This window comes from Pseudomonas sp. GL-RE-26 (assembly GCF_019956275.1).
In the GTDB taxonomy this organism is placed as follows: domain Bacteria; phylum Pseudomonadota; class Gammaproteobacteria; order Pseudomonadales; family Pseudomonadaceae; genus Aquipseudomonas; species Aquipseudomonas grandcourensis.
The window spans coordinates 15,349-40,685 of the sequence record NZ_JAHBDI010000029.1 but is presented as its reverse complement, the minus strand read 5'-3'; the positions used below and the strand labels follow the sequence as shown (position 1 = coordinate 40,685).

Sequence of the window (25,337 nt, the reverse complement as noted above, 5' to 3'; positions counted from 1 at the left end):
ACGGGTGGACGAGCAAAAAGCCCTGAGGGTGATGCGCCAATTGGTCGACGACGGCCAATTGACCGACCCGGACAGCGCCCGCGGCAAGCTGCTGCAAGTGGCGGCCCACCTGTTCCGCAACAAAGGCTATGAGCGCACGACTGTGCGCGACCTGGCCGGCGCCGTGGGTATTCAGTCCGGGAGTATTTTCCATCACTTCAAGAGCAAGGACGAAATCCTGCGGGCGGTGATGGAGGAGACCATCCGCTACAACACCGCGTTGATGCGTGCGGCCATCGCCGAGGCTAGCAGTGTGCGCGAGCAGGTGCTGGCGCTGATCCGCTGTGAGTTGCAGTCGATCATGGGCGGTAGCGGCGAGGCCATGGCCGTGCTGGTCTACGAATGGCGCTCGCTGTCCGAGGAGGGTCAGGCCAAGGTCCTGGCGCTGCGGGACATCTACGAAGACATCTGGCTGCAGGTGCTGGGTGAAGCCAAGACCGCCGGGTTTATCCGTGGTGATGTGTTCATCACCCGCCGCTTCCTGACCGGTGCATTGTCCTGGACCACCACCTGGTTTCGTGCCGGCGGCAGCATGAGCCTCGATCAGTTGGCCGATGAGGCGTTGATTCTGGTGCTCGAAGACCGGCAATAAGCTTGTATTGGCCAGCATTAAACTGGCTAACTTGCCGAAACCGCCTAGCTTGAATGCATTGGTACCGTTTTATTGGGGAGTGGGGGCGTTTTGATGGGTTCGCCAATTCGGTCAGCCTCGCGGCTTTTGCTGGCGATGCTTGCGGCGTCGACGATGATGCCGTCCCAGGCAGCGCAACTGGTGCGCATAGGTGCCGCGCACTTTCCGCCCTACACCGTGCGCCCGGAATCCGGGGCCGATACCGGGTTGCTGCCGCAACTGGTCGAGGCCCTGAACGCATCGCAAACTGACTACCAGTTTGTCCTGGTGCCCACTTCCATTCCCCGGCGCTTCGGTGATTTCAAGCAGGGCCGGGTCGACATGGCCATCTTCGAGAATCCCGCCTGGGGTTGGGAAGAGATCCCCCACACGGCCGTCGACATGGGGTTGGAGGACGCCGAAATTTTTGTCGCGCAACGCCTGCCCGATCGACAGCAAAGCTATTTTGCCGACCTGAGCGGCAAGCGCTTGGCACTGTTCAGCGGCTATCACTACGAGTTCGCCAACTTCAATGCCGACCCCCAGTACCTTGCGAAAAACTACAACGCCACGTTGACCTATTCCCATGACAGTAATCTGCTGATGGTATTGCGCGGCCGGGCCGACATCGCCCTGGTCACGCGTTCGTACCTGAGCGACTACTTCCTGCGCAATGAAAAAGTCGCCAGCGAGTTGCTGGCGTCCCAACGCGTCGACCAGGTCTATCACCACTACGCCATTCTGCGTCCGGCCGCGCCCATCACTGGCGAAGCCTTCGGCAAGCTGTTGCAAGGCTTGCGGGACAACGGCCAGATGCTGAGGATTTTCGATCCGTACAAGATTGCGCTGGTGCCGATCCCGCACAAAGCACCGGAACCACAAGTCGCCAATTGATGGTCTCTGGCTAAATTTCCCGCCCTGGCTCACGTCACTTCGTTGAACTGTCGACGACTATCGTGAGCCCGACCCATGCCCAATCTGAATGACCTGACTGCCCTGTGTCTGCCGACAGGCAGTCGTCTTGCCGCTGATGAAACCGATTGCCGCCTGAGCCTCAGCCTGGAAGGGCAGCCGTTGCCGGCCCTGTGGCTCAGTCGTGGCCCAGAGTTGCACGTGCAATTGGAGGAGCGCTTCAGTCGCCCTGAAGGGGCGGCATTGTGGGCGGCCTGTTACTGGTTGTTCGCTCGCGACCCCGACTGCCAGCGTCTGACCTGGCAACTGCAAGACGTGCCGGACGAAGCCGTGTCCAGCGGTCTGCTGATTCCGGCTCCCGTCAGTGGCCAGTATCTCTGCGAGCGCACCGTGTTCTGGCAGTTGCCGCAGCCGTGGCTGGGGCATTCCCTGACCGGTAGCTACCCGCAGCAAATGCTCATCACCGACGGCAAGCGTCATCCACGGCGGCCGGTCAAGCCCCGGGGTGAAGTGTATCGACGTTTCGATGCGCGTTTGGGCGCCCGGGTTTCTCTTCGCACGTTGGACATCGAGCAAGACCTGGCACATTTCAACCGCTGGCAGAACAGCCCGCGCGTCGCGAGTTTCTGGCAGGAGGAGGGCAGCCTCGAACAGCATCGCCAATACCTGAGCAAACTCGACGCCGACCCGCACACGCTGACGCTGATCGGTTGTTTTGACGACCAGCCGTTCGCTTATTTTGAAGCCTACTGGGCCAGGGAAGATCGCATCGCACCGTTCTACGAGGTCGGGAATTACGACCGTGGCATTCACATGCTGGTGGGCGAAGAAAACCATCGCGGTCCGCACAAGGTGGAGAGCTGGTTATCGGCGCTGGTGCATTACCTGTTTCTCGATGATCCGCGCACCCAGCGCGTGGTTGCCGAGCCGCGTGCCGATAACGCGAAGATGATCAGGTACATGCAGGAGCAGCGCTTTCACTGCGAGAAAGAGTTCGACTTCCCGCACAAGCGCGCGGCCTTGATGGTGTTGGGGCGGGAGCGGTTTTTTGATCGGTGCAGACTGGCCTGATGCTTGAGATTCAAGATTCGTTGTGGTCTTGAGTCAGTCTTCGCGAGCAGGCTCGCTCCTACATTTGCCCTGTGTTCGCAGGACCCTGTGGGAGCGAGCTTGCTCGCGAAGGGCGCGCCGCAGATCTCGGATCTTATTGGCGGGCAGCCATATCCCCACGCTTGCCCGACACCTTGCGGCAATGCACCAGCGCATCACGGATCATGAAGTTCACCAGGGTCGGCGAGACGCCGAGTTCCTTGGCGATGTCCTTTTGCGGTACGCCGTGCAGGCGATACATCTCGAAGGCGTAGCGGGTGCGGCTCGGCAACTCGGTCAAAGCATCGGCAATGTGCTCCAGCGTCGAGAAATTGATGTGCGACGTTTCCGGTGACGCACCCTGGATCACCACATTCAGCCCTTCCTCTTCAGGGCCGGAATACTTCTGCTCCAGCGCCTGCTTGCGGTAGTGGTCGATCGCCAGGTTGCGCACGATCTGGAACAGGTAGCTGAGCTGAGCCTTGATCGAACTGGTGATGGGCGGGGCCGATTGCAACCGGAAGAATGCATCCTGCACAACATCTTCGGCACGTGAGCGGCAACCGGTAATTCGGGCTGCGATCTTCACCAGAATCAGTCGATTGTCGACGAATGCCTGAAGTAGCGGTGTATCGCACCTGCTTGTGGATACTGGTTCCATCATGGAAATCACCCTGCTGCCAAAAGGTTAGTGGGACGGCGAAAAACCGGGGGGCCGTCCTACACATCGAGCGACAAATTAGGCTTAATGATAATTATTGTCAAATGAGAAAAAGAACTAGTGCGCTCTAAAGGTGCGGAGTGAGAACTGCGACACGCTGACTCACTTCAGACCGCTTTGTGTTCCGGCTCGCGACTAATTATTTCCAGACGTCATCCGTTCTCATTGGTGAATGGAACCGGGCAGCAGCCCGGGTCACAACCGCATTGCCAATGCCTTGCGCGGTCGGCGAAGACCGCGTCCTGCGCGCCCTCCACCAGGGTGCGACGTCAGAAAACCGATTCCACATGCAAGCCGAATTCAGGCAGGAAACCTCATGACCGACGCGTTCGAACTCCCCAGCACAATGGTCCAAGCCCTTCAGCGTCGCGCGGCCCTGACGCCGGATCGGGTGGCCCTGCGTTTTCTCGCCGAGACCCCGGACCAGGCGGTGGTGCTCAGCTATCGCGAACTGGATCTGCGGGCGCGGACAATTGCCGGCGCGTTGCAGTCCCAGGCAGAAGTTGGCGACCGCGCCGTGTTGCTGTTCCCCAGCGGCCCGGATTACGTCGCGGCGTTCTTCGGTTGCCTGTACGCCGGGGTGATCGCGGTGCCGGCTTATCCGCCGGAGTCGACGCGCCGTCATCATCAGGAGCGCCTGCTGTCGATCATCAGCGATGCCCAGCCACGCTTGCTGTTGACCAGTGCCGGGCTGCGAGATGGGTTGCAGCAAATCGAAGGGGCGCCGCCGCTGCTGTGTGTCGATACCCTCGACGGTGCATTGGCCGAGCGCTGGCTCGCGGTGGACTTGCAGGCCGATCACATCGCCTTCCTGCAATACACTTCCGGTTCCACCGCGCTGCCCAAAGGCGTGCAAGTCAGCCACGGCAATCTGGTGGCCAACGAATTGCTGATTCGCCACGGTTTCGGCATTGACCTGAACCCCGATGACGTCATCGTCAGCTGGCTGCCGCTGTACCACGACATGGGCCTGATCGGCGGCCTGTTGCAGCCGATTTTCAGTGGCGTGCCTTGCGTGTTGATGTCCCCGGCGTATTTCCTCGGCCGGCCGTTGCGCTGGCTGGAGGCGATCAGCGAATACGGCGGCACCATCAGCGGCGGGCCGGATTTTGCCTATCGCTTGTGCAGTGAGCGAGTCAGCGAGTCGGCCCTGGAGCGGCTCGACCTGAGTGGCTGGCGCGTAGCGTATTCCGGTTCCGAGCCGATTCGCCTCGACACCCTGGAACGCTTCGCCGGGAAGTTCGCAGCCTGCGGCTTCAGCGCGGACAGTTTCATGGCCTCCTACGGTCTGGCCGAAGCCACCTTGTTCGTGGCCGGCACAGCGCGCGGCCAAGGCATCGGCAACCTGCGGGTGGACGATCAGGCCTTGGCGCAGAACCGTGTCGAAGTGGGCGAGGGCAGCCCGCTCATGAGTTGCGGTATCAGCCAACCGGCGCACGCGGTGCTGATCATCGACCCGGTCTCCCTCACCGAACAGGCCGACAACGTCGTCGGTGAAGTCTGGGCCAGCGGGCCGAGTATCGCCTCCGGTTACTGGCGCAACCCCGAGGCGTCCGCCAAGACCTTCGTCCGGCACGCCGGCCAGACCTGGTTGCGCACCGGTGACCTGGGCTTCCTGCGCAGCGGCGAGCTGTTCATCACCGGGCGCCTGAAGGACATGCTGATCGTGCGCGGGCACAACCTGTACCCGCAGGACATCGAGCAGACCGTCGAGCGCGAAGTGGAAGTGGTGCGCAAAGGCCGGGTTGCAGCCTTCGCCGTCACGGTTGATGGACAGGAAGGCATCGGCATCGCCGCCGAAATCAGCCGCAGTGTGCAGAAAATCCTGCCGCCGGAATCCTTGATCAAAGCCATTCGCCAAGCCGTTGCCGAGGCATATCAGCAAGCGCCGAGCGTGGTGGTGCTGCTTAATCCGGGCGCGCTGCCCAAGACGTCCAGCGGCAAATTGCAACGCTCGGCGTGCCGCAGTCGCCTGGCGGACGGCAGTCTCGACAGCTACGCGATGTTCCCGTCGGCCGCCACCGAAAGTGCAGACCGGGTCGAGTCGGGCTCCGAACTGCAAAGCCTGATCGGCCGGATCTGGTGTGAGCAGTTGCAAGTGGCGCAGGTGGGCGCCGACGATCATTTCTTCCTGCTCGGCGGTAACTCCATCGCGGCGACGCAGGTAGTGGCGCGCCTGCGGGAAGAACTGGGGCTGGAGTTGAACCTGCGCCTGCTGTTCGAAGCGCCGACCCTCGGCGCATTCGCCGATGTCGTGGCGCGTCTGCAACAGGACGGAGGCCTGGCCCAGGGCGCGATCACGGCGCTGTCGCGCCAGCAACCGATGCCGCAATCCTTGGCACAAAACCGCCTGTGGATCACCTGGCAACTCGATCCGCACAGCAGCGCCTACAACATTCCCGGTGCCTTGCGCCTGCGCGGTGAGCTGGATGTGGACGCCTTGCGCACCAGTTTCCAGCAGTTGATCGAGCGCCACGAATCCCTGCGCACACGTTTTTTCGAGCGCGACGGCGTGGCGCTGCAACAGGTCGTTGCGACGGCCGGGTTCAACCTGCAACTGATCGACATCAGCGACCTGCCGGCTGCCGAGCGTGAGGTTCGGGCGCAGCAGATTCGCGAGGACGAAGCGCGGACCCAGTTCGATCTGGAGAAAGGCCCGTTGATATGGGTGACGCTGGTGCGCCTCGACGACGAAGACCATCAGTTGTTGGTGACGATGCACCACATCATCGCTGACGGCTGGTCGCTGAATGTGTTGATCGATGAGCTCTCCCGGTTGTACGCGGCGGCTGCCCAAGGCCAGCAAGCGCTGCTGGCGCCATTGCCGACGCAGTACGCCGATTACGGCAACTGGCAGCGCCAATGGCTGGCACAAGGGGAGGGCGAACGTCAACTGACCTACTGGAAAGACCGCTTGGGTGATGAGCATCCAACCCTGAGCCTGGCCACCGACCATCCGCGTTCGGCGCAACAACTGCACAGCGCCGCTCGCCATACCCTGCGTCTGAGCGCTCCCCTGAGCGATGCGATTCGGCAGACCGCCCAGGCCCATGAATCGACCGCCTTCATGCTGTTGCTGGCTGCATTCCAGACCTTGTTGCACCGTTACAGCGGCCAGCGGGATATCCGCATCGGCGTGCCCAATGCCAACCGTCCGCGCCTGGAAATCCAGGACCTGATCGGTTTCTTCATCAATACCCAGGTGCTGCGTGCCGAGGTGGACTCACGCCTGCCATTCGTTGAGCTGCTGGCGCAGACCCGGCAAGCCGCGTTGGGTGCGCAAGCGCATCAGGACCTGCCGTTCGAACAACTGCTGGAAGCCTTCCCGCAAGCCCGCGAGCAGGGACTGTTCCAGGTCATGTTCAACCATCAGCAACGAGACCTCGGCGCCTTGAAGCGCTTGCCGGGGCTGTTGGCCGAAGAGTTGCCCTGGCATAGCCGCGAAGCCAAGTTCGATTTGCAGTTGCACAGCGAAGAGGACCGTAACGGTCGCCTGACCTTGTCCTTCGACTACGCCAGCGAATTGTTCGACGCCGCGACCATCGGGCGCCTGGCCGAGCATTTCAGCAACCTGCTGCGGGCTGTCTGCGAGCAAGCGGACACCGCCATCGGTGACCTGCCTCTGTTGACGGCTGCCGAGCACCGTCAGCAATCGGACTGGGCCACTGCACCCTGCGCAATGGCCAGCCAATGGCTGCCGGAATGGCTCAACGAGCAGGCACGCCAGACCCCGCAACGCACTGCGCTGGTGTGGGACGGCGGCCAGATGGACTTCGCCGAACTGCACACCCGGGCCAACCGTCTGGCCCATTACCTGCGCGACAAAGACGTCGGTCCGGACGTCTGCGTGGCCATCGCCTGCGAGCGCTCGCCGCAGCTGCTGATCGGCCTGCTGGCGATCATCAAGGCCGGTGGCGCCTACGTGCCGCTGGACCCGGATTACCCGGCCGAACGCCTGGCCTACATGCTCAGCGACAGCGGTGTTGAATTGCTGCTGACGCAAACCCGATTGCTTGAGCGCCTGCCAGCGACTGACGGCGTCAGCGTGATCGCCATGGACACCCTGCACCTGGACAGCTGGCCAAGCCATGCGCCGGGGCTGCACCTGCACGGCGACAACCTTGCCTATGTGATTTACACCTCCGGTTCCACCGGCCAGCCCAAAGGCGTCGGCAACACCCACGCCGCGCTGGCCGAGCGCCTGCAATGGATGCAGGACACCTATCGCCTGAACGAAACCGATGTGCTGATGCAAAAGGCACCGATCAGTTTCGACGTGTCGGTGTGGGAGTGCTTCTGGCCGCTGATCACTGGCGCGCGTTTGCTGATCACCGGTCCCGGCGAACACCGCGATCCGCACCGCATCGCGCAGCTGGTGCAAGCGTACGGCGTGACCACGTTGCACTTCGTGCCGCCGCTGCTTTCGCTGTTCATCGAAGAACCGCTCAGCGCTGAATGCACCAGCCTGCGCCGGGTGTTCTCCGGGGGTGAGGTTTTGCCGGCGGAGCTGCGCAACCGGGTGCTGGCGCAGCTGCCGGCGGTGCAACTGCACAACCGCTACGGCCCGACTGAAACCGCAATCAACGTCACCCACTGGCATTGCTCCAGCGCCGATGGTGAACGCTCGCCGATTGGCCGGCCGCTGGGCAATGTGATCTGCCGTGTACTCGACAGCGATCTCAACCCGGTACCGGCCGGCGTGCCGGGTGAGCTGTGCATCAGCGGCGTTGGCCTGGCCCGTGGTTACCTCGGTCGCCCGGCGATGACCGCCGAACGCTTCGTGGTCGATCCGTTGGGCGAGCCGGGCGCACGCCTGTATCGCACCGGCGACCGGGCGCGCTGGACGGCGGACGGCGTGATCGAATACCTCGGTCGCCTCGATCAGCAGGTCAAGTTGCGCGGGTTCCGCGTTGAACCGGAAGAAACCCAGGCGCGGCTGCTGGCCCAGGACGGCGTTGCGCAAGCCGTGGTGCTGGTGCGCGACACCGTGGCCGGGGCGCAGTTGATCGGTTACTACACCACTACGGAAAATGCCGGGGAGGAAGCCGAGCAAACCGCGCGCCTGAAAAGCGCATTGGCCGCCGAACTGCCGGAATACATGGTGCCGGCGCAACTGATGCGCCTGGATGAAATGCCCCTCAGCCCGAGTGGCAAACTCGACCGCCGCGCCTTGCCGGAACCGCAGTGGCAGGTTCGCGAACGCGTCGAGCCAGTGACTGAACTGGAACAACGCATCGCCGGCATCTGGCGCGAAGTGCTGGGTTTGGCGCAAGTCGGTTTGCGCGATGATTTCTTTGCCCTCGGAGGCCACTCGCTGCTGGCCACGCAAATCATTTCCCGCACCCGCCAGGCCTGCGACGTCGAGTTGCCGCTGCGGGCGCTGTTCGAACACAGCGAACTCGGTGCCTTTGCCGAACAGGTTCGCCTGATCCAGGCCAGCGGCAGTACCAACAAGCAGCCGCCGATTGAAAAAATCGACCGCAGCCAGCCAGTGCCGCTGTCCTATTCCCAGCAGCGCATGTGGTTCCTCTGGCAGATGGAGCCCGACAGCCCGGCCTACAACGTCGGCGGCATGGCGCGGCTGCGCGGCGTGCTCGACGTGGCGCGTTTCGAGGCGGCGCTGCAAGCCCTGATCCTGCGTCATGAAACCCTGCGCACCACGTTCCCGAGCATCGACGGCGTCGCCCGCCAGCAAGTACACGCACAAAGCGGCGTGCGCATGGCGTGGAAGGATTTCACCGCGCTGGAGGCTGAAGTCCGCGAGTGGCAGGTCCAGCAACTGGCCGACGACGAAGCGCACCAGCCGTTCGATCTGGAAACCGGATCGCTGCTGCGCGCCTGCCTGGTCAAGACCGCCGAACAGGAACACTACTTCGTTCTGACCCTGCACCACATCGTCACCGAAGGCTGGGCGATGGACATTTTTGCCCGGGAGCTCAGCGCGCTGTACGAAGCGTTCGTCGATGATCGTGAATCACCGCTGGCGCCATTGCCGGTGCAGTACCTGGATTACAGCGTGTGGCAGCGTCAGTGGCTGGAGTCCGGCGAGCGTCAGCGCCAGCTCGATTACTGGACCGCGCAACTGGGCCGTGAACATCCACTGCTGGAGCTGCCGGCCGACCGACCGCGTCCGCCGGTGCAAAGCCATCAGGGTGAGTTGTATCGCTTTGACCTCAGTGATGAGCTCGCGGCAAATGTTCGCGCCTTCAACGCGAAAAACGGCCTGACCCTGTTCATGACCATGACCGCCGCCCTGGCCACGCTGCTGTACCGCTACAGCGGTCAGACCGATCTGCGCATCGGCGCGCCGGTGGCCAACCGCATTCGTCCGGAAAGCGAGGGGCTGATCGGTGCATTCCTCAACACCCAAGTGCTGCGCTGCCGGCTCGACGGGCAGATGTCCGTGGGCGAGTTGTTCGAGCAGGTGCGCCACACGGTGATCGAAGGCCAGTCCCATCAGGACCTGCCATTCGATCATCTGGTGGAAGCCTTGCAACCACCCCGCAGCGCGGCCTACAACCCGTTGTTCCAGGTAATGTGCAACGTGCAGCGCTGGGAATTCCAGCAAAGTCGCAGCCTGGCCGGCATGACGGTCGAGTACCTGGCCAACGATGCCCGCGCGACCAAGTTCGACCTCAACCTGGAAGTCACCGACCTCGACCATCGCCTGGGTTGCTGCCTGACCTACAGCACCGATCTGTTCGACGAACCGCGCATTGCGCGCATGGCCGGGCATTGGCGCAACCTGCTGGAGGCGCTGATTGCCGATCCGCAGCAGCGCTTGAGCGAAATGCCGCTGCTGGCGTGCGGTGAACAACAACACCTGCTCGACAGCCTCGGCGTCGAGCCGGGCGAGCATCGACTGGATCAATGCATCCATCACCTGTTCGCCGAGCAAGCCTTGCTGCGCCAAGACGCTCCGGCCCTGACCTTTGCCGGGCAGACTTTGAGCTACGCCGAACTCGACAGCCGCGCCAACCGCCTGGCGTGGATGCTGCGTGACCGCGGTGTCGGTCCGCAGGTGCGCGTGGGCCTGGCGCTGGAGCGCTCGCTGGAGATGGTCGTCGGCCTGCTGGCGATCCTCAAGGCCGGCGGCGCCTATGTGCCGCTGGATCCGGAATACCCGCTGGACCGCCTGCATTACATGATCGAAGACAGCGGTATCGGTTTGCTGCTCAGTGATGCGGCGATGTTCAAGGCGTTGGGCGAGTTGCCGGCGACCGTCGGCCGCTGGTGCCTTGAAGAAGATGCCGCTGCACTGGCCAGCTACCCGGACACCGAGCTGCCGTTGATCAGCCTGCCGCAGCATCAGGCCTACCTGATCTACACCTCGGGCTCGACCGGCAAACCGAAAGGCGTGGTGGTGACCCACGGCGAAATCGCCATGCACTGCCGCGCGGTGATCGAGCGTTTCGCCATGCGCGCCGACGACTGCGAACTGCACTTCTATTCGATCAACTTCGACGCCGCCACCGAGCGCTTGCTGGTGCCGTTGCTCAGCGGTGCGCAAGTGGTGCTGCGGGCTCAAGGGCAGTGGGACGCGGAAGAAATCTGTGGCCTGATCCGTCGTCATCACATCAACATCCTCGGCTTCACCCCGAGTTACGGCAGCCAGTTGGCGCAATGGCTGGCTACGCAAAATGAAACCCTGCCTGTGCGCATGATCATCACCGGCGGCGAAGCGCTGACTGGTGAACATCTGGCGCGCATTCGCGCAGCCTTCCAGCCGAGCCAGTTCTTCAACGCCTACGGCCCGACCGAAACCGTGGTCATGCCGCTGGCCAGTCTTGCCCCTGAAGTACTGGAAGAGGGCGCCGGCAGCGTACCGATCGGCAGCGTGATCGGCGACCGCGTGGCCTACATTCTCGACGCCGACCTGGCGTTGGTGCCGCAAGGCGCGACGGGTGAGTTGTACGTCGGTGGCGCGGGCCTGGCGCAGGGTTATCACCAGCGTCCGGGCATGACCGCGGAGCGCTTTGTCGCCGATCCGTTTGCCGCCAGCGGCGGGCGTATCTACCGCACCGGCGATCTGGTGCGCCAGCGCGCTGACGGCCTGGTGGAATACCTCGGACGCATTGACCATCAAGTGAAGATCCGTGGTTTCCGCATCGAGCTCGGCGAGATCGAAACCCGTCTGCTGGAGCACGAATCGATCCGTGAAGCAGTGGTGCTGGCCCTCGATGCCCCGAGCGGCAAGCAACTGGTCGGCTATCTGGTGACTGACGTCGCTGAACAGAATGAAGCGCAGCAATCGGTCTTGCGCGAAGCCCTCAAGGCGCATCTGAAATCGCAACTGCCAGACTACATGGTGCCCACGCACCTGATCCTGCTGGCCAGCATGCCGCTGACCGCCAACGGCAAGCTCGACCGCCGCGCGCTGCCGGCACCGGATCCGGAGCTGAATCGCCAACACTACGTGGCGCCCGGCAACGAGCTTGAAGTCACCCTCGCGCAGATCTGGTGCGAAGTGCTGAACGTCGGACAGGTCGGCCTCAACGATAACTTCTTTGAGCTGGGCGGCGACTCGATACTGTCGATCCAGGTGGTCAGCCGGGCGCGGCAGCAGGGCATCCACTTCAGCCCTCGCGACCTGTTCCAGCACCAGACCGTGCAGACCCTCGCCGCCGTGGCCAGCCGCAGCGAGCAGGTCAGCGCCGAGCAGGGTTTGATCATGGGCGAGTCGCATCTGACGCCGATCCAGCACTGGTTCTTCGACACCGACATCCCGCAACGCCAGCACTGGAACCAGGCGTTGTTGCTGCAACCGACTGTCGCCCTCGAACCCCATCGCCTGGAGCAAGCGCTGTTGGCGGTGATCGAACAGCACGACGCCTTGCGCCTGCGTTTCAGCAAGGTCGCCGGCCAATGGCAGGCCACACACCAGGGGATTTCCGACGCGCCGGTGTTGTGGCAGGTACGCGTTTCGTCCATGGACAAATGCGCGGCCTTGTTCGCCGATGCCCAGCGCAGCCTTGACCTGGAAGACGGGCCGTTGCTGCGCGTGCTGCTGGTCGATGGTCCCGAAGGTCAGCAACGGCTGTTCATCGCGATTCATCATTTGCTGGTCGATGGCGTTTCATGGCGCGTGCTGCTGGACGATCTGCAAACCGTGTATCGCCAACTGGATGCGCAGCAGTCGGTGAAACTGCCGGCGAAAACCAGCGCCTTCAAGGACTGGGCCGCACGCTTGCAAGCCTACGCCGGCAGCGAGTCCCTGCGCGAAGAACTGGGCTGGTGGCAGGCGCAACTGGCCGGCCCCACTGCCGATTTGCCCTGCGATCATCCCGAGGGCGGGCGGCAGAACCGGCATGGGCAAACCGTCAGCGTGCGTCTCGACAGCGAGCGCACGCGACAGTTGCTGCAACAGGCACCGAGTGCCTATCGCACCCAGGTCAACGACTTGCTGCTGACTGCATTGGCCCGCGTGCTGTGCCGCTGGAGCGGTCAGCCATCGGCGCTGATTCAACTGGAAGGCCACGGCCGCGAAGCGCTGTTCGACGACATCGACCTGACCCGCACCGTCGGCTGGTTCACCAGCGCCTATCCGCTGCGCCTGACCCCGTCGAACATCGAAGAAGCCGCGGGGCAGGGTGCGTCGATCAAGGCGATCAAGGAGCAACTGCGTGCCGTGCCGCACAAAGGCCTGGGTTATGGCGTGCTGCGCCACCTCGCCGATGACCAGAGTCGTCAGCGCATGGCCAGGTTGCCGGTGGCGCCGATTACCTTCAACTACCTCGGCCAGTTCGACCAGAGCTTCGGGGTGGACGCACTGTTCCATCCACTGGATGAAGCCATCGGCGCGGCCCACGATGGCAATGCCCCGTTGCCCAACGAGTTGAGCGTCGACGGTCAGGTGTATGGCGGTGAACTGGTACTGCGCTGGACTTTCAGCGCCGAACGCTTCGATGGGCAAACCATCAACGAGCTGGCCGATGCCTACCTCGGTGAGTTGAACAGCCTGATCGAGCATTGCCTGCGCGACGACGCGGGCGGCCTGACGCCGTCGGACTTCCCGCTGGCGAATCTCAGCCAGACGCAACTGGATGCGCTGCCGGTCCCGGCCGCCGTCATCGAAGATGTCTACCCGCTGACCCCGATGCAGGAAGGCATGCTGCTGCACACCTTGCTGGAGCCGGGCACCGGCCTGTACTACATGCAGGACCGCTACCGTATCAACAGCGATCTCGACCCGCAGCGTTTCGCCCAGGCCTGGCAAGCAGTGATCGCCCGCCACGAAGCCTTGCGTGCGTCGTTCTGCTGGAACGTGGGCGAAGACATGCTGCAAGTGATCCACAAACCGGGCAGCACGCCGATCGAATACCTCGACTGGCGCGATCTCGCCGAAGCCGAGCAAGAGCCGAAGCTGCAAGTCTTGCTCAAGACCGAACGCGAGGCAGGGTTCGACCTGCTCAACCAGGCGCCTTTCCACTTGCGTTTGATCCGGGTGGGCGAGGTGCGCTACTGGTTCATGATGAGCAACCACCACATCCTCATCGATGCCTGGTGCCGTTCGCTGCTGATGAATGATTTCTTCGAGATCTACAGCGCCCTCGGCGAAGGCCGGGAAGCGAAACTGGCGGTACCGCCGCGTTATCGCGACTACATCGGCTGGCTGCAGCACCAGAGCCTGGCCGAAGCGCGACAGTGGTGGAAAACCAACTTGCAGGGTTTCGAACGGACCACGCCGATCCCGAGCGACCGGCCATTGCTGCGCGAACATGCCGGCGACAGCGGCGGCATGTTAGTCGGTGACCGCTATACAAGGCTCGATGCCGGTGACGGCGCGCGATTGCGCGAACTGGCCCAGGCCCATCAGTTGACCATCAATACCTTCGCCCAGGCGGCATGGGCGCTGGTGCTGCGGCGCTTGAGCGGTGATCGCGACGTGCTGTTCGGCGTCACCGTGGCTGGGCGTCCGGTGGAGATGCCGCAGATGCAGCGCACCGTCGGCCTGTTCATCAACAGCATCGCGCTGCGGGTGAAGATGCCCGAGGACGGCCAGCGTTGCAGCGTGCGCCAGTGGCTCAGCGGTCTGCTCGACCACAACATGCAATTGCGTGAATACGAATACCTGCCACTGGTGAACATTCAGGAGCAAAGCGAACTGCCCAAAGGCCAGCCGCTGTTCGACAGCCTGTTCGTGTTCGAAAACGCCCCGGTGGAGGTCTCGGTGCTGGACCGTGCGCAGAGCCTCAACGCGACCTCGGACTCGGGCCGGACCCATACAAACTTCCCGCTGACGGCAGTGTGCTATCCGGGAGATGACCTGGGCTTGCACCTGTCCTACGACCAGCGCTACTTCGATGAGGCTACGGTCGAGCGCATGCTCGGTGAGTTCAAGCGTCTGCTGCTGGCGTTGGTGGAGGGTTTCCATGGCGACATGGCCGACCTGCCGTTGCTGGGGGGCGAGGAGCAGGACTTCCTCATCCATGGCTGTAACCAGAGCGAACAGGATTACCCGCTGGAGCAGAGCTACGTTGCATTGTTTGAAACGCAAGTCGCCCGGCACCCGCAGCGGATTGCCGCCAGTTGTCTGGACCGGCAGTACAGCTATCTGGAGCTGAACCAGCGCAGTAACCGCCTCGGTCATGCGTTGATCGCCGCCGGTGTCGGGCGCGATCAACCGGTAGCCTTGCTGGCCGAACGCAGCCTCGATTTGCTGGGCATGATCATCGGCAGCTTCAAGGCCGGTGCGGGTTACCTGCCTCTGGACCCAGGGTTGCCGAGTCAGCGTCTGAGCCGGATCATCGATCTGAGCCGCACGCCATTGCTGGTGTGCACGCAAGCGTGTCGTGAGCAGGCGCAGGCCTTGCTCGAGGAGTTCGGCTGCGCCAGCCGGCCGCGTCTGCTGGTCTGGGAGGAAGTCCAGGCCCTTGCGCTGTCGGCGGACAATCCTGGTGTCTACAGCGGCCCGGACAACCTCGCCTACGTGATCTACACCTCCGGCTCCACCGGTTTGCCCAAAGGCGTGATGGTCGAACAGCGTGGCATGCTCAACAACCAGCTGAGCAAGGTGCCGTACCTGAACCTGAGCGACGCCGACGTGATCGCCCAAACCGCGTCGCAAAGCTTCGATATTTCGGTCTGGCAGTTCCTCGCCGCGCCCTTGTTCGGTGCCCGGGTGGACATCGTGCCGAACACCATCGCCCACGATCCCCAGGGTTTACTCGCCCATGTGCAAAGCCAGGGCATCAGCGTGCTGGAAAGCGTGCCGTCGCTGATCCAGGGCATGCTTGCCCAGGAACGCATGAACCTCGACGGCCTGCGCTGGATGCTGCCGACGGGGGAGGCGATGCCGCCGGAACTGGCGCATCAATGGTTGCTGCGCTATCCGCAGGTCGGCCTGGTGAATGCCTATGGCCCGGCCGAATGCTCGGATGACGTGGCGTTCTTCCGCGTTGATATAGCTTCGACTCGCGGCAGCTACCTGCCGATCGGCACGCCGACCGACAACAACAAGTTGTACCTGCTCGACGGAGCGCTGGAACTGGTGCCGCTGGGCGCGGTGGGTGAGCTGTGCGTGGCGGGGACCGGGGTCGGTCGCGGCTATGTCAGCGATCCGCTGCGCACCGCCCCGGTGTTTGTGCCGAACCCGTTCGGCGCAGCGGGTGAGCGCCTGTATCGCACCGGCGACCTGGCCCGTCGTCGCAGTGACGGTGTGCTGGAATACGTCGGCCGGGTCGACCATCAGGTGAAGATTCGCGGTTATCGCATCGAGTTGGGCGAAATCGAGGCTCGCCTGCATGAACAACCGCAAGTCCTCGATGCGGCGGTGGGCGTGCAGGAAGGCGTTAACGGCAAGCACCTCGTTGGTTATCTGGTCGCGACGGATTCGCAACTCAATCCAGCTGATCGTCTTGAGCGCATCAAGCAGCGCCTGCGTGCCGAGTTACCGGAATACATGGTGCCGCTGCATTGGCTATGGCTGGACAAGCTGCCGCTCAACGCCAACGGCAAACTGGACCGCAAGGCCCTGCCGGCGCTGGAGATCGGCCAACTGCAAAGCCAGGATTACCAGGCGCCGCGCAATGACCTGGAGCAGACCCTCGCAGACATCTGGGCTGAGGTATTGAAGGTCGAGAAAGTGGGCGTACGCGACAACTTCTTCGAGTTGGGCGGGCATTCGCTGCTGGCCACGCAGATCGCCTCGCGGGTGCAGAAAACCCTGCAACGGGAGGTACCGCTACGAGCGATGTTCGAGTGCAGCACGGTGGAAGAACTGGCCGGGTACATCGACGGGTTGGCGGCCAGCGAGCTCACCGAGGAGAAGGTGGATCGCTTGAATGACCTGATGGCGGAGCTGGAGGGGTTTTGATTCCCTGGCGTCAGTAATGGCCCCATCGCGAGCAAGCTCGGTCCCACAGTAGTTTGTGGCGAACACATCATCTGTGATCAGCATAAATCCCTGTAGGAGCGGCGGTGCGGCGATCCGACTTGCCCGCGAAGGCGGTGGCACAAACGCACACACTCCAGCGATTGACGAGGGACTGTCTGCCGCTCAGTCTTCCGGCTCCATTTTTACTCGCGGAGACAGTCGATGCCCTTCGTAACGATAGACGGACAACCCCTTCACTACATCGATCAAGGCACCGGCCCGGCGGTGCTGCTGGCCGGCAGCTATCTGTGGGACCAGGCCATGTGGGCGCCGCAGATTGCTGCGCTGTCGCAGCAGTATCGGGTGATAGCACTGGACCTGTGGGGGCATGGCCAATCCGGACCTTTGCCTGTCGGTACGACATCGCTGGATGACCTGGCGCGTCAGGCCTTGGTCCTGCTCGACCATCTGGACATCGAGCGGGTCACGCTGGTCGGCCTGTCGGTTGGTGGCATGTGGGGCGTGCGCCTGGCGCTGTCGGCTGCGCACCGGCTCAATGGCCTGGTGTTGATGGACACCTACGTCGGTGCCGAACCGGAGCCGACTCGCCAGTATTACTTTTCACTGTTGAAGCAGATCGAAGAGGCGGGTGTCATCACTCCAGCGCTGCTGGATATCGTGGTGCCGATTTTCTTCCGGCCGGGCATTGATCCGCAGTCGGCGCTCTACCGGGATTTTCATGCTTCCCTCGTGGCTCTGCCTGCGGATCGTCTGCGTGAAAGTATCGTGCCGATGGGGCGGATTACGTTTGGACGGGATGACCAGTTATCGCGTCTGGGCGAACTGGACGCAACGACCACACTGGTGATTTGCGGCGATCAGGACAAGCCTCGGCCACCGAGTGAGGCCCGTGAAATGGCTGAGCTGATTGGCTGCCCGTGGGTGTTGGTGCCGGAGGCGGGGCATATTTCCAATTTGGAGAATCCGGCGTTTGTGACTCAAACCTTGTTGGCATTTTTGGCCGGCCGGGCTTAGTTGAATCTACCGACGCCATCGCGAGCAGGCTCGCTCCCACAGGTAATCACCTTTCCCTGTGGGAGCGAGCTTGCTCGCGATGGCGGCGCTGAAGTCACTTCGGCCCGAGAATCTTTGCCAGTTTGTCCGGCGACGGCGCGCCTTGCTGCTGTTGCAGATTGCCCTTGTCGTCCATGTAGAAAATCGCTGGTGTCGCCTGCAACTCAAGTTCTTCCATCAATTGCATGTTGGCCGCGAATTTTGCCTGAATCGCCGGCGGCACTTCCTTCAAGGCCTTGAGCGAACTGTCCTTGCCAGCGGCTTCGTGGTCCTGCAGGGCTTTTTCCGGGTCTTTGGCGGCGAGCAGTGCGGCGGATTTTCCTGGGCTGTCTTCGCGGATGATGCCCACCATGATGTGGCGCAACTGCACCTTGCCAGCCTTGACCCACGGCCGGGCCTGTTCCCAGAACATGTTGCAGTAGGGGCAGTTCGGGTCACTGAACAGGTACACCACGCGTGGCGCATCCTTCTTGCCGTCGCCGATCCAGTTGCTGGTTTCGAACTTGGCCCAGACTTCCTTGGCCATCGGGGCATACACCAGTTTCTGCAAAGGTGCGCTGCTCAGGTCATTGCCCTCGGCGTCATACAGGTTGCCCAGCAACACGTGTTTGCCATCCGGGGTCAGGTACAGCGCCATGCCGCGGTTCTGGTATTGCGCGGCATAACCGCGCAAGCCGTCGGGGGCGTCGAACTGGCCGACGATTTTCGCGCCCTTGGCCTCGATTTTCTTGATCGCATCGGGCAACTCTTCGGCCTGCACCGATGGCAGGTGCAACAGGGCAGCACCGAGGCTCAGGGTCAGCAGGTGGCGGAGGCGGGGCATGGCAATTTCCTTGAAGAGGTGGCGGGTACGGTGTCGAAATTTTCCAGTGCGCGGGCCAGGCTGGCTTCCGACAACTCGCCCAGATGGCTGCCCAGCAGGCGACCCTCGGGGTTGTAGAACAGCGTAGTCGGTAACGCCATGGAACCGACGGCCTGGCTCAGACGCCCACTGCCGTCGAACAGCACGTTGGACAGGCTCAGGCCCTGGGTTTCCAGGAAGGTCGCGACGCTTTGCATGCTTTCCGCCTGATTGACGAACAGGAACGTCAGGTCCGGCCGGTGTTGCTGGGCGTTTTCCAGCACCGGCATTTCCCGGCGGCACGGCGGGCACCAGGTGGCCCAGAGATTGATCACCAAGGGGCCGCCCTTGTAGTCGGCCAGTTGCACGGTTTCGCCGGCGGCGTTGCGCAGGGTGATTTCCGGCAGGCGTGTGCCTTGTTCATAAATCGACAGGGAGAACGTCGCCAACAGCCAGAATGCCAGGCCACTGGCCACGCCAAAGCCCAATGGACGGCGCAGGCCCGGGCGACGCCAGCCGCGATACAGCGTGGCGAGCAAAACCACGACCACCCCCGGCCAGGCGAGGAAACCGCCATCGCGCAGGTCGATGACCTGCCACGGGTCGTTGCGATAATGCACCCAATAGACCGCCACGAAACTGATTCGGGCCGCCAGCATGCCCAATAGAAACAGGCTGAACAGCACCGACTCGGGGTTTTCACCACCACGCTTGGCAACCCGCCAGCCGACAAAAGTGGCCAGCGCCAGTGCACTGATCAGCAGCAGGTGATTAAGCGCGATGGCAAAGGTGCCGAGGGTGAAGGTCAGCATTAACGGGCGTCTCGGGTGATGGTCCAGCGTTGCAGGAAAGTATCGGCATCGACCTCGCCGGTGATGCGCTGGCTGCGCCGCTCTTCACCGTCCGCGCCAATCCACAGCAGGCTCGGCGGCCCTGGCACTTTGTAACGGCCGAGCAGTTCGCGGCTGGCGGCATTGTCGGCGGTGACGTCCAGTCGGAGCAAGCGCACATCGCCCAAGGCTTCGAGGACACGGGTTTTACCGAAGACCTGTTTTTCCATGATCTTGCACGACACGCACCAGTCGGCGTAGTAGTCCAGCAGCACCCACTGGCCCTGAGCGTGTGCGGCGTCGAGTTCCCGTTGCAGTGCCTGCGGATCCTTGACGGTGGTGAAGGCATCGTGGCCAACCGGCACGGCGGCCACCGCCTGGTTCGAGGCGCGGTAGACCTGCAATGGCTTGAACGGATCATCGCCGCCACCGGCCGCACCGATTACCAACAGGCCACCCCACAAACCGAGCAGCAACGAACTGGCGCCAAACAGGTGCGCGATACGGCCAAAACCTTCCGACTGTTTCCAGGCGCTGTAGGCCGCGATCAACAGCAGTGCACCGCACAAGCCGACCCACAGGGATTCGTCCAGCACCGGGCGCAGCATCAACAAGGCGGTGGCGAGGAACAGGAAGCCGAAAATGCCTTTGACCAGGTTCATCCAGGCGCCAGGCTTGGGCATGAAGCGATTGCCGACGGTCACCAGCAACAGCAGTGGCACACCGATACCGATGCCCATGGCGAACAGAATCAATCCGCCATGCAACGCGTTACCGCTTTGCGCGATGTAGAGCAGGGCGCCGGCCAGCGGTGCGGTCATGCACGGGCCCACCAGCAGACCGGACAGCGCCCCCAGCACCCCGGCACCGATCAGGTTGCCGCCGCGTTGATTGCGCGAGACGTTTTCCAGGCGATCACGCAAGGCCACCGGCAGTTGCAGTTCGAAGAAGCCGAACATCGGCAGCGCCAGCAGCACGAAAATCGCCGCGAAACTGCCCAGCAGCCAAGGGTTCTGCAACCAGGCTTGCAGGTTCGCCCCGAGGGAGGCGGCCAGGACACCCATTGCCGCATACACCAGCGCCATGCTGATCACGTAGCTGCTGGCCAGGGCGAATCCACGTCTGGGCGTGGCGCCGCTGCCGACGATCAACCCGGCCAGAATCGGCAGCATCGGCAATGAACAAGGCGTGAAGGCCAGCAACAGGCCCAAGCCGAAGAACAGCAAAAGGCTCCAGCCCAGCGCCCGTTGTTGCAGGCTGCTGGCCAGCGCCTGATCCGGTGCTTCAGTGGCCGCATTCAGCGCATTGGCATTGCCCAGGTCCACGACTCTGGTTTGTGGCGGATAGCACAAACCGGCATCGGCGCAGCCCTGGTAACTGACCTTGACCTGACCGCTCGCGCCAGCCGGAATCTTCAGTTCCAGGCCCTGGCGGTAGACTTGCTGTTCACCGAAAAACTCGTCGCTGTGGGCTTCACCTACCGGCAACGCAGGATGCTGCCCGACCGGCAATCCGTCGAACTTCAGGCGTTTCTGGTACAGGTAGTAGCCGTCGGTGATCTGCCAATAGAGCTGGGTTTCACCGGATTCAAGACGTTCAGAGGTAAACGTGAAGGCTTTATCAACCGGGAGAAATTCAGGTTTGGTGTCGAACGGATTGGTTCCCGCCTGGGCCAGGCCCGCGATCAAGAGGGTAAAAAGTAAAAACAGACGACGCATGGATAAGCCTTTGCCCTGTGCTAATGAGGTGCACAGTGGCGGGTGGCGATTAACCGATGATTAACCGCCCTGGCCTTGTAGCGATGGCGCTTGCGGCATAATGTCGACTTAATCGGTCAACGGCTTAATAGGCTTTATTTCTACGAGGCTCCCCATGCACGTACTGGTTTGCGAAGACGATGAATTGATCGCCAGCGGTATCGTCGCCGGCCTGACCGCCCAGGGCCTGACCGTGGAACACGTCGCCACGGCGTCCGCCGCCCGGGCGATGCTCAAGGTCGCGGAGTTCGACGTGATGGTGCTCGATCTCGGCCTGCCCGATGAAGATGGCCTCAAGTTGCTGCAGCAGTTGCGTCACCATGGCCTGGAAATCCCGGTGCTGATTCTCACCGCGCGGGATTCGGTCACCGACCGGGTTGACGGCCTGCAAGCCGGCGCCGACGATTACCTGCTCAAACCGTTCGACCTGCGCGAACTCGCCGCGCGTTTACATACCCTATTACGGCGGGTAGCGGGACGCAGCGTCAATCTGATCGAGCACGGTCGTCTGACCTACGACCCGAGCAGCCGCGAAACCACGCTCGCGGGGCAGCCGGTGGACCTGTCGCGTCGCGAGCAGTCATTGCTGCAGGCCTTGCTGCATAACCGTGGCCGCGTGTTGTCCACCGAGCAACTCAAGGACAGCGTCTACGGTTTCAACGACGAACTGGAAAGCAACGCCCTCAACGTCCATATCCATCACCTGCGGCGCAAGCTCGGCAACGGCATTGTCGAGACGGTGCGCGGCCTGGGTTATCGCCTGGGGCCGGCTGATGGCGGAGAAGAATCGAAGTGATGAGTCTGCGTTTGCGCCTGAGCCTGACGCTCGGCGCCGCATTTGCCTTGATCTGGGCCCTGGCCGCGGCCTGGATGCTCAGCGATTTGCGCAATCAAATGATGTTTTCCCTCGACCAGCGCCTGGTGGCCTCGGCGCGCATGGTCGCCGGCCTGATGGAGCAACTGCCGCCCGTGCCGAGCAAGGGCGAGGGCACCCATTTCAGCGCCGAACAACTGAACATTCCGGGTGGCATGGCCTGTCAGGTCAGTTCGTTGCGCGGTGAAATCCTCGCCCGCAGTCACACCGAGCCGCAGCAGACCCTGGAGGCCGAGAAACTCGGTTTTCACGATCAGATGATCGACGGCGCGCCGTGGCGCAGTTTCACACTGGCCCGGGGCGATCTGCGTATCACCACCGCCGACCGGCAGATCGAGCGCGAGGCGTTGAACATGTCGATCCTGCTGGCCGCTTCGGTGCCGGTGGGCGTGGCGCTGCTCGGTTGCCTGTGCCTGCTCTGGCTGGGCATCGGCCAGGGGCTGGCGCCGCTCAACCGCATGCGCGACGCCTTGATGCGCCGCAGCGCCGACTCCCTCGAACCCTTGCAGATCCAGCCGCTGCCCAGCGAGCTGCAGCCCTTGCTGGAAACCCAGAATCAGTTGCTCCAGCGCATCGGCAAGACCATCGAGCGCGAACGTCGCCTGACCGGTGACGCGGCCCACGAACTGCGTAGCCCGCTGACCGCGATCAAGACCCACCTGCAAGTGGCGCGGATGACTGAAGGTAGCGCCCGGGATCAGTCCCTGGCCCGGGCCGAAGAGGGCGCCGACCGCATGCACCGGACCCTCGAACAGTTGCTGTTGCTGGCGCGAGTCGAGGGCAGTCTGTCGTTTGACGATGGTGTGCAGTGCAACGCCGAGCAAGTGGCGAAACTGGCGATCCAGGACGCGGCGAGCGGCGATCGCCAGCGCATCAGGTTTCAGGCGCCCGGTAAGGTTTCCGCCGCGCCTGTACAAATGCCCGCCGTGCTGTCGATTGCCGCGTTGCGCAACTTGCTCGACAACGCACTGCGCCATACCCCTGCGGACAAAACGGTGGAGTTGAGCCTGGAAACCACCGGCAATCGTGTGCAGTTCGTGGTGCGCGACCATGGGCCGGGGATTGCCGAAGAAGATCTGCAACACCTGACCCAGCGCTTCTGGCGCAACGGTCAGAGCACCGGTTGTGGTCTGGGGCTGGCGATTGTCCAGGCCATCGTTCAGCGTTGCGGTTGCACGCTGCATTTCGATAGCCGGCCGGACGGTTTGCGGGTTGAACTGACTATGCCACTGCAACCGATCTGAAAAGCACTGAAAAAACCTGTGGGAACTGTGTTTGCCGTCGACTGTAACTTCTCTCCATCCGCCTAAATCCTTCCAGCGCTGATGCGTTTCCAGAACAGGAAAACCTGACAAGTGCGCCCCGTGACCGGAACGCGCACCTGCCCGGTGTGCAGTTTTGGTCACTATCCACAGCGTATTGAGGGGTCGAGAGATGTCAGTCGCTACCAGCCTTATCGAAGAGCAGCCGGCGACGCCCGCCGAGACGCTTTATCAATTCAACGAATCGCCGCTGTTGGCCCGTCAGAGCCGGCAGGAATCCAACGCCCGCAGCTATCCACGGCGCATTCCCCTGGCACTCAAGCGCGCCAGGGGCCTGTATGTCGAAGACGTCGAAGGTCGAATCTTCATCGATTGTCTGGCCGGAGCCGGGACCCTGGCCCTGGGACACAATCACCCGGTGGTGATCGAAGCCATCCAGCAAGTGCTGGCCGATGAACTGCCGCTGCATACCCTCGACCTGACCACGCCGGTGAAGGACCGGTTTGTCCAGGACTTGTTCGGCTTGCTGCCAGCAGCCCTGGCCGCTGAAGCGAAGATCCAGTTCTGCGGCCCGACCGGCACCGACGCCGTGGAAGCGGCGCTGAAACTGGTACGTACTGCCACCGGCCGCAGTACCGTGCTGTCGTTCCAGGGCGGTTATCACGGCATGAGTCAGGGCGCGTTGAGCCTGATGGGCAGCCTGGGGCCGAAAAAGCCCCTGGGTGCCTTGCTCGGCAGCGGCGTGCAGTTCATGCCGTACCCTTACGATTACCGCTGCCCGTTCGGGCTCGGCGGCGCGCAAGGGGTGAAAGCCAACCTGAGTTACCTGGAAAACCTGCTCAATGATCCCGAGGCTGGCGTGCAATTGCCGGCGGCGGTGATCGTGGAAGTGGTGCAGGGCGAGGGCGGGGTGATCCCGGCGGATCTGGACTGGTTGCGCGGTGTGCGGCGGATCACCGAAGCGGCTGGTGTCGCGCTGATCGTCGATGAAATCCAGAGTGGCTTCGCTCGCACCGGCAAGATGTTCGCCTTCGAGCATGCCGGGATCATTCCCGATGTCGTGGTGATGTCCAAGGCCATCGGCGGCAGTCTGCCGCTGGCGGTCGTGGTCTATCGCGACTGGCTCGACACCTGGCTGCCGGGCGCCCATGCCGGGACGTTCCGTGGCAATCAGATGGCCATGGCCGCCGGTTCCGCGGTGATGCGTTATCTGGTGGAGCACAAGGTCTGCGAGCATGCCGCCGCGATGGGCGAGCGCCTGGCCGAGCACCTGCGCATCCTGCAGCGGGACTTCCCGCAACTGGGTGACATTCGCGGGCGTGGCTTGATGCTCGGCATCGAACTGGTCGACCCGACCGGCGCACTGGATGCCCAAGGCCATCCGCCGGCCTTCGCCCGCCTGGCACCCCTGCTGCAGCGCGAATGCCTCAAGCGTGGCTTGATCCTGGAGCTCGGTGGTCGCCATGGCGCGGTGGTGCGCTTCCTGCCGCCATTAGTGATTACCGCTGTGCAGATCGATCGCGTGGCCGAAATCTTCGGCCGGGCCCTGGTCGCCGCCACTGCCAATCCTTAAATTTTCCGCCCTGCGGAACGTTCTTTCTACATAGCGGCTGCGCACACAGCGCAGCCCGCCCGAAAACGATGGAGAGACACCATGACGTCAGTATTCGACCGCGAGGACATCCTCTTTCAGGTCGTGGTCAACCACGAAGAGCAATACTCGATCTGGCCCGACTACAAAGCCGTGCCACAAGGCTGGCGCACCGTGGGCAAAAGCGGGCTGAAAAAGGAATGCCTGGCTTATATTGAAGAGACCTGGACCGACATGCGTCCGTTGAGCCTGCGGCAGAAAATGGACGAGCCGGCGGCTTTGGCGCACTGATCCGTCACGCCAAAAGAAGCCCGCTGGACTGGTAACAGTCGGCGGGCTTTTTCAGGTCTGGAGTTTGTGTTGTCTGTAAGGCCGCCTTCGCGAGCAAGCCCGCTCCCACAGGGGACCGCATTTCCAATGTG

At 62.8% G+C, this 25,337-nt stretch carries 13 protein-coding genes; 9 read left to right on the top strand and 4 right to left on the bottom strand.

Annotated elements, in window-relative coordinates; genetic code table 11:
• The first annotated feature begins 4 nt into the window (after positions 1 to 4).
• The 3 genes from KGB07_RS18345 (at position 5) to KGB07_RS18335 (ending at position 2,632) form a co-directional block, all read left to right on the top strand.
• Positions 5 to 631, top strand: coding sequence for a TetR/AcrR family transcriptional regulator (locus KGB07_RS18345; RefSeq protein ID WP_046040584.1), 627 nt, complete (start codon positions 5 to 7; stop codon positions 629 to 631).
• Between the two features lie 93 nt (positions 632 to 724).
• Positions 725 to 1,543 carry a substrate-binding periplasmic protein gene (locus KGB07_RS18340; RefSeq protein ID WP_046040583.1) on the top strand — a complete coding sequence of 273 codons (819 nt, stop codon included), beginning with the start codon at positions 725 to 727 and terminating at the stop codon, positions 1,541 to 1,543.
• A 75-nt stretch (positions 1,544 to 1,618) separates the two neighbouring features.
• Complete coding sequence (locus KGB07_RS18335; protein WP_223466152.1) at positions 1,619 to 2,632, top strand: GNAT family N-acetyltransferase; 1,014 nt, start codon at positions 1,619 to 1,621, stop codon at positions 2,630 to 2,632.
• A gap of 133 nt (positions 2,633 to 2,765) precedes the next feature.
• On the opposite strand, the gene KGB07_RS18330 is transcribed toward KGB07_RS18335, so the two are convergent.
• Positions 2,766 to 3,314, bottom strand: coding sequence for an RNA polymerase factor sigma-70 (locus tag KGB07_RS18330; protein WP_046040580.1), 549 nt, complete (start codon positions 3,312 to 3,314; stop codon positions 2,766 to 2,768).
• A 373-nt stretch (positions 3,315 to 3,687) separates the two neighbouring features.
• Between KGB07_RS18330 and KGB07_RS18325 the strand changes: the two genes are divergently transcribed.
• Entirely contained in the window at positions 3,688 to 16,686 is a 12,999-nt protein-coding gene (locus KGB07_RS18325; protein WP_223466150.1) for a non-ribosomal peptide synthetase, read from the top strand.
• A gap of 222 nt (positions 16,687 to 16,908) precedes the next feature.
• Positions 16,909 to 17,721 (top strand): alpha/beta fold hydrolase, encoded by an 813-nt coding sequence (locus KGB07_RS18320; protein WP_223466148.1) that lies wholly within the window; start codon positions 16,909 to 16,911, stop codon positions 17,719 to 17,721.
• Positions 17,722 to 17,815: 94 nt separating this feature from the next.
• Here the strand turns inward: KGB07_RS18320 and dsbG are convergent, their stop codons facing one another.
• Genes dsbG through dsbD form a run of 3 tightly spaced genes read right to left on the bottom strand, consistent with a single transcriptional unit; the run spans position 17,816 to position 21,149 of the window.
• Positions 17,816 to 18,583, bottom strand: a complete 768-nt coding sequence (dsbG, locus tag KGB07_RS18315) for a thiol:disulfide interchange protein DsbG (RefSeq protein ID WP_046040574.1) — start codon at positions 18,581 to 18,583, stop codon at positions 17,816 to 17,818.
• Entirely contained in the window at positions 18,559 to 19,413 is an 855-nt protein-coding gene (locus tag KGB07_RS18310; protein WP_046040572.1) for a TlpA disulfide reductase family protein, read from the bottom strand. Before KGB07_RS18310 ends, dsbG begins: the two co-directional genes overlap by 25 nt.
• Positions 19,413 to 21,149: a protein-disulfide reductase DsbD gene (dsbD, locus tag KGB07_RS18305; protein ID WP_046040570.1), complete on the bottom strand. Its 1,737-nt coding sequence runs from the start codon at positions 21,147 to 21,149 to the stop codon at positions 19,413 to 19,415. The genes KGB07_RS18310 and dsbD overlap by 1 nt, the downstream gene beginning before the upstream one ends.
• A gap of 154 nt (positions 21,150 to 21,303) precedes the next feature.
• On the opposite strand from dsbD, the gene KGB07_RS18300 reads away from it, so the two are divergent.
• From KGB07_RS18300 to KGB07_RS18285, 4 genes are all read left to right on the top strand, one after another.
• Positions 21,304 to 21,984, top strand: coding sequence for a response regulator (locus tag KGB07_RS18300; RefSeq protein WP_046040568.1), 681 nt, complete (start codon positions 21,304 to 21,306; stop codon positions 21,982 to 21,984).
• Positions 21,981 to 23,306, top strand: a complete 1,326-nt coding sequence (locus tag KGB07_RS18295; RefSeq protein ID WP_046040566.1) for an ATP-binding protein — start codon at positions 21,981 to 21,983, stop codon at positions 23,304 to 23,306. Before KGB07_RS18300 ends, KGB07_RS18295 begins: the two co-directional genes overlap by 4 nt.
• 190 nt (positions 23,307 to 23,496) lie before the next feature.
• Complete coding sequence (locus KGB07_RS18290) at positions 23,497 to 24,897, top strand: aspartate aminotransferase family protein (RefSeq protein WP_223466146.1); 1,401 nt, start codon at positions 23,497 to 23,499, stop codon at positions 24,895 to 24,897.
• An 81-nt stretch (positions 24,898 to 24,978) separates the two neighbouring features.
• Positions 24,979 to 25,206, top strand: coding sequence for an MbtH family protein (locus KGB07_RS18285; protein ID WP_046040562.1), 228 nt, complete (start codon positions 24,979 to 24,981; stop codon positions 25,204 to 25,206).
• Positions 25,207 to 25,337: the final 131 nt, after the last annotated feature.

What these genes read in the sequence shown, in the direction of transcription:
- KGB07_RS18290 (WP_223466146.1), top strand. Translation starts at nt 23,497, where the DNA reads ATGTCAGTCGCTACCAGCCTTATCGAAGAGCAGCCGGCGACGCCCGCC.
- KGB07_RS18325 (WP_223466150.1), top strand. Translation starts at nt 3,688, where the DNA reads ATGACCGACGCGTTCGAACTCCCCAGCACAATGGTCCAAGCCCTTCAG.
- KGB07_RS18340 (WP_046040583.1), top strand. Translation starts at nt 725, where the DNA reads ATGGGTTCGCCAATTCGGTCAGCCTCGCGGCTTTTGCTGGCGATGCTT.
- dsbG (WP_046040574.1), bottom strand. Translation starts at nt 18,583, where the DNA reads ATGCCCCGCCTCCGCCACCTGCTGACCCTGAGCCTCGGTGCTGCCCTG.
- KGB07_RS18330 (WP_046040580.1), bottom strand. Translation starts at nt 3,314, where the DNA reads ATGATGGAACCAGTATCCACAAGCAGGTGCGATACACCGCTACTTCAG.
- KGB07_RS18285 (WP_046040562.1), top strand. Translation starts at nt 24,979, where the DNA reads ATGACGTCAGTATTCGACCGCGAGGACATCCTCTTTCAGGTCGTGGTC.
- KGB07_RS18300 (WP_046040568.1), top strand. Translation starts at nt 21,304, where the DNA reads ATGCACGTACTGGTTTGCGAAGACGATGAATTGATCGCCAGCGGTATC.
- KGB07_RS18310 (WP_046040572.1), bottom strand. Translation starts at nt 19,413, where the DNA reads ATGCTGACCTTCACCCTCGGCACCTTTGCCATCGCGCTTAATCACCTG.
- dsbD (WP_046040570.1), bottom strand. Translation starts at nt 21,149, where the DNA reads ATGCGTCGTCTGTTTTTACTTTTTACCCTCTTGATCGCGGGCCTGGCC.
- KGB07_RS18335 (WP_223466152.1), top strand. Translation starts at nt 1,619, where the DNA reads ATGCCCAATCTGAATGACCTGACTGCCCTGTGTCTGCCGACAGGCAGT.
- KGB07_RS18320 (WP_223466148.1), top strand. Translation starts at nt 16,909, where the DNA reads ATGCCCTTCGTAACGATAGACGGACAACCCCTTCACTACATCGATCAA.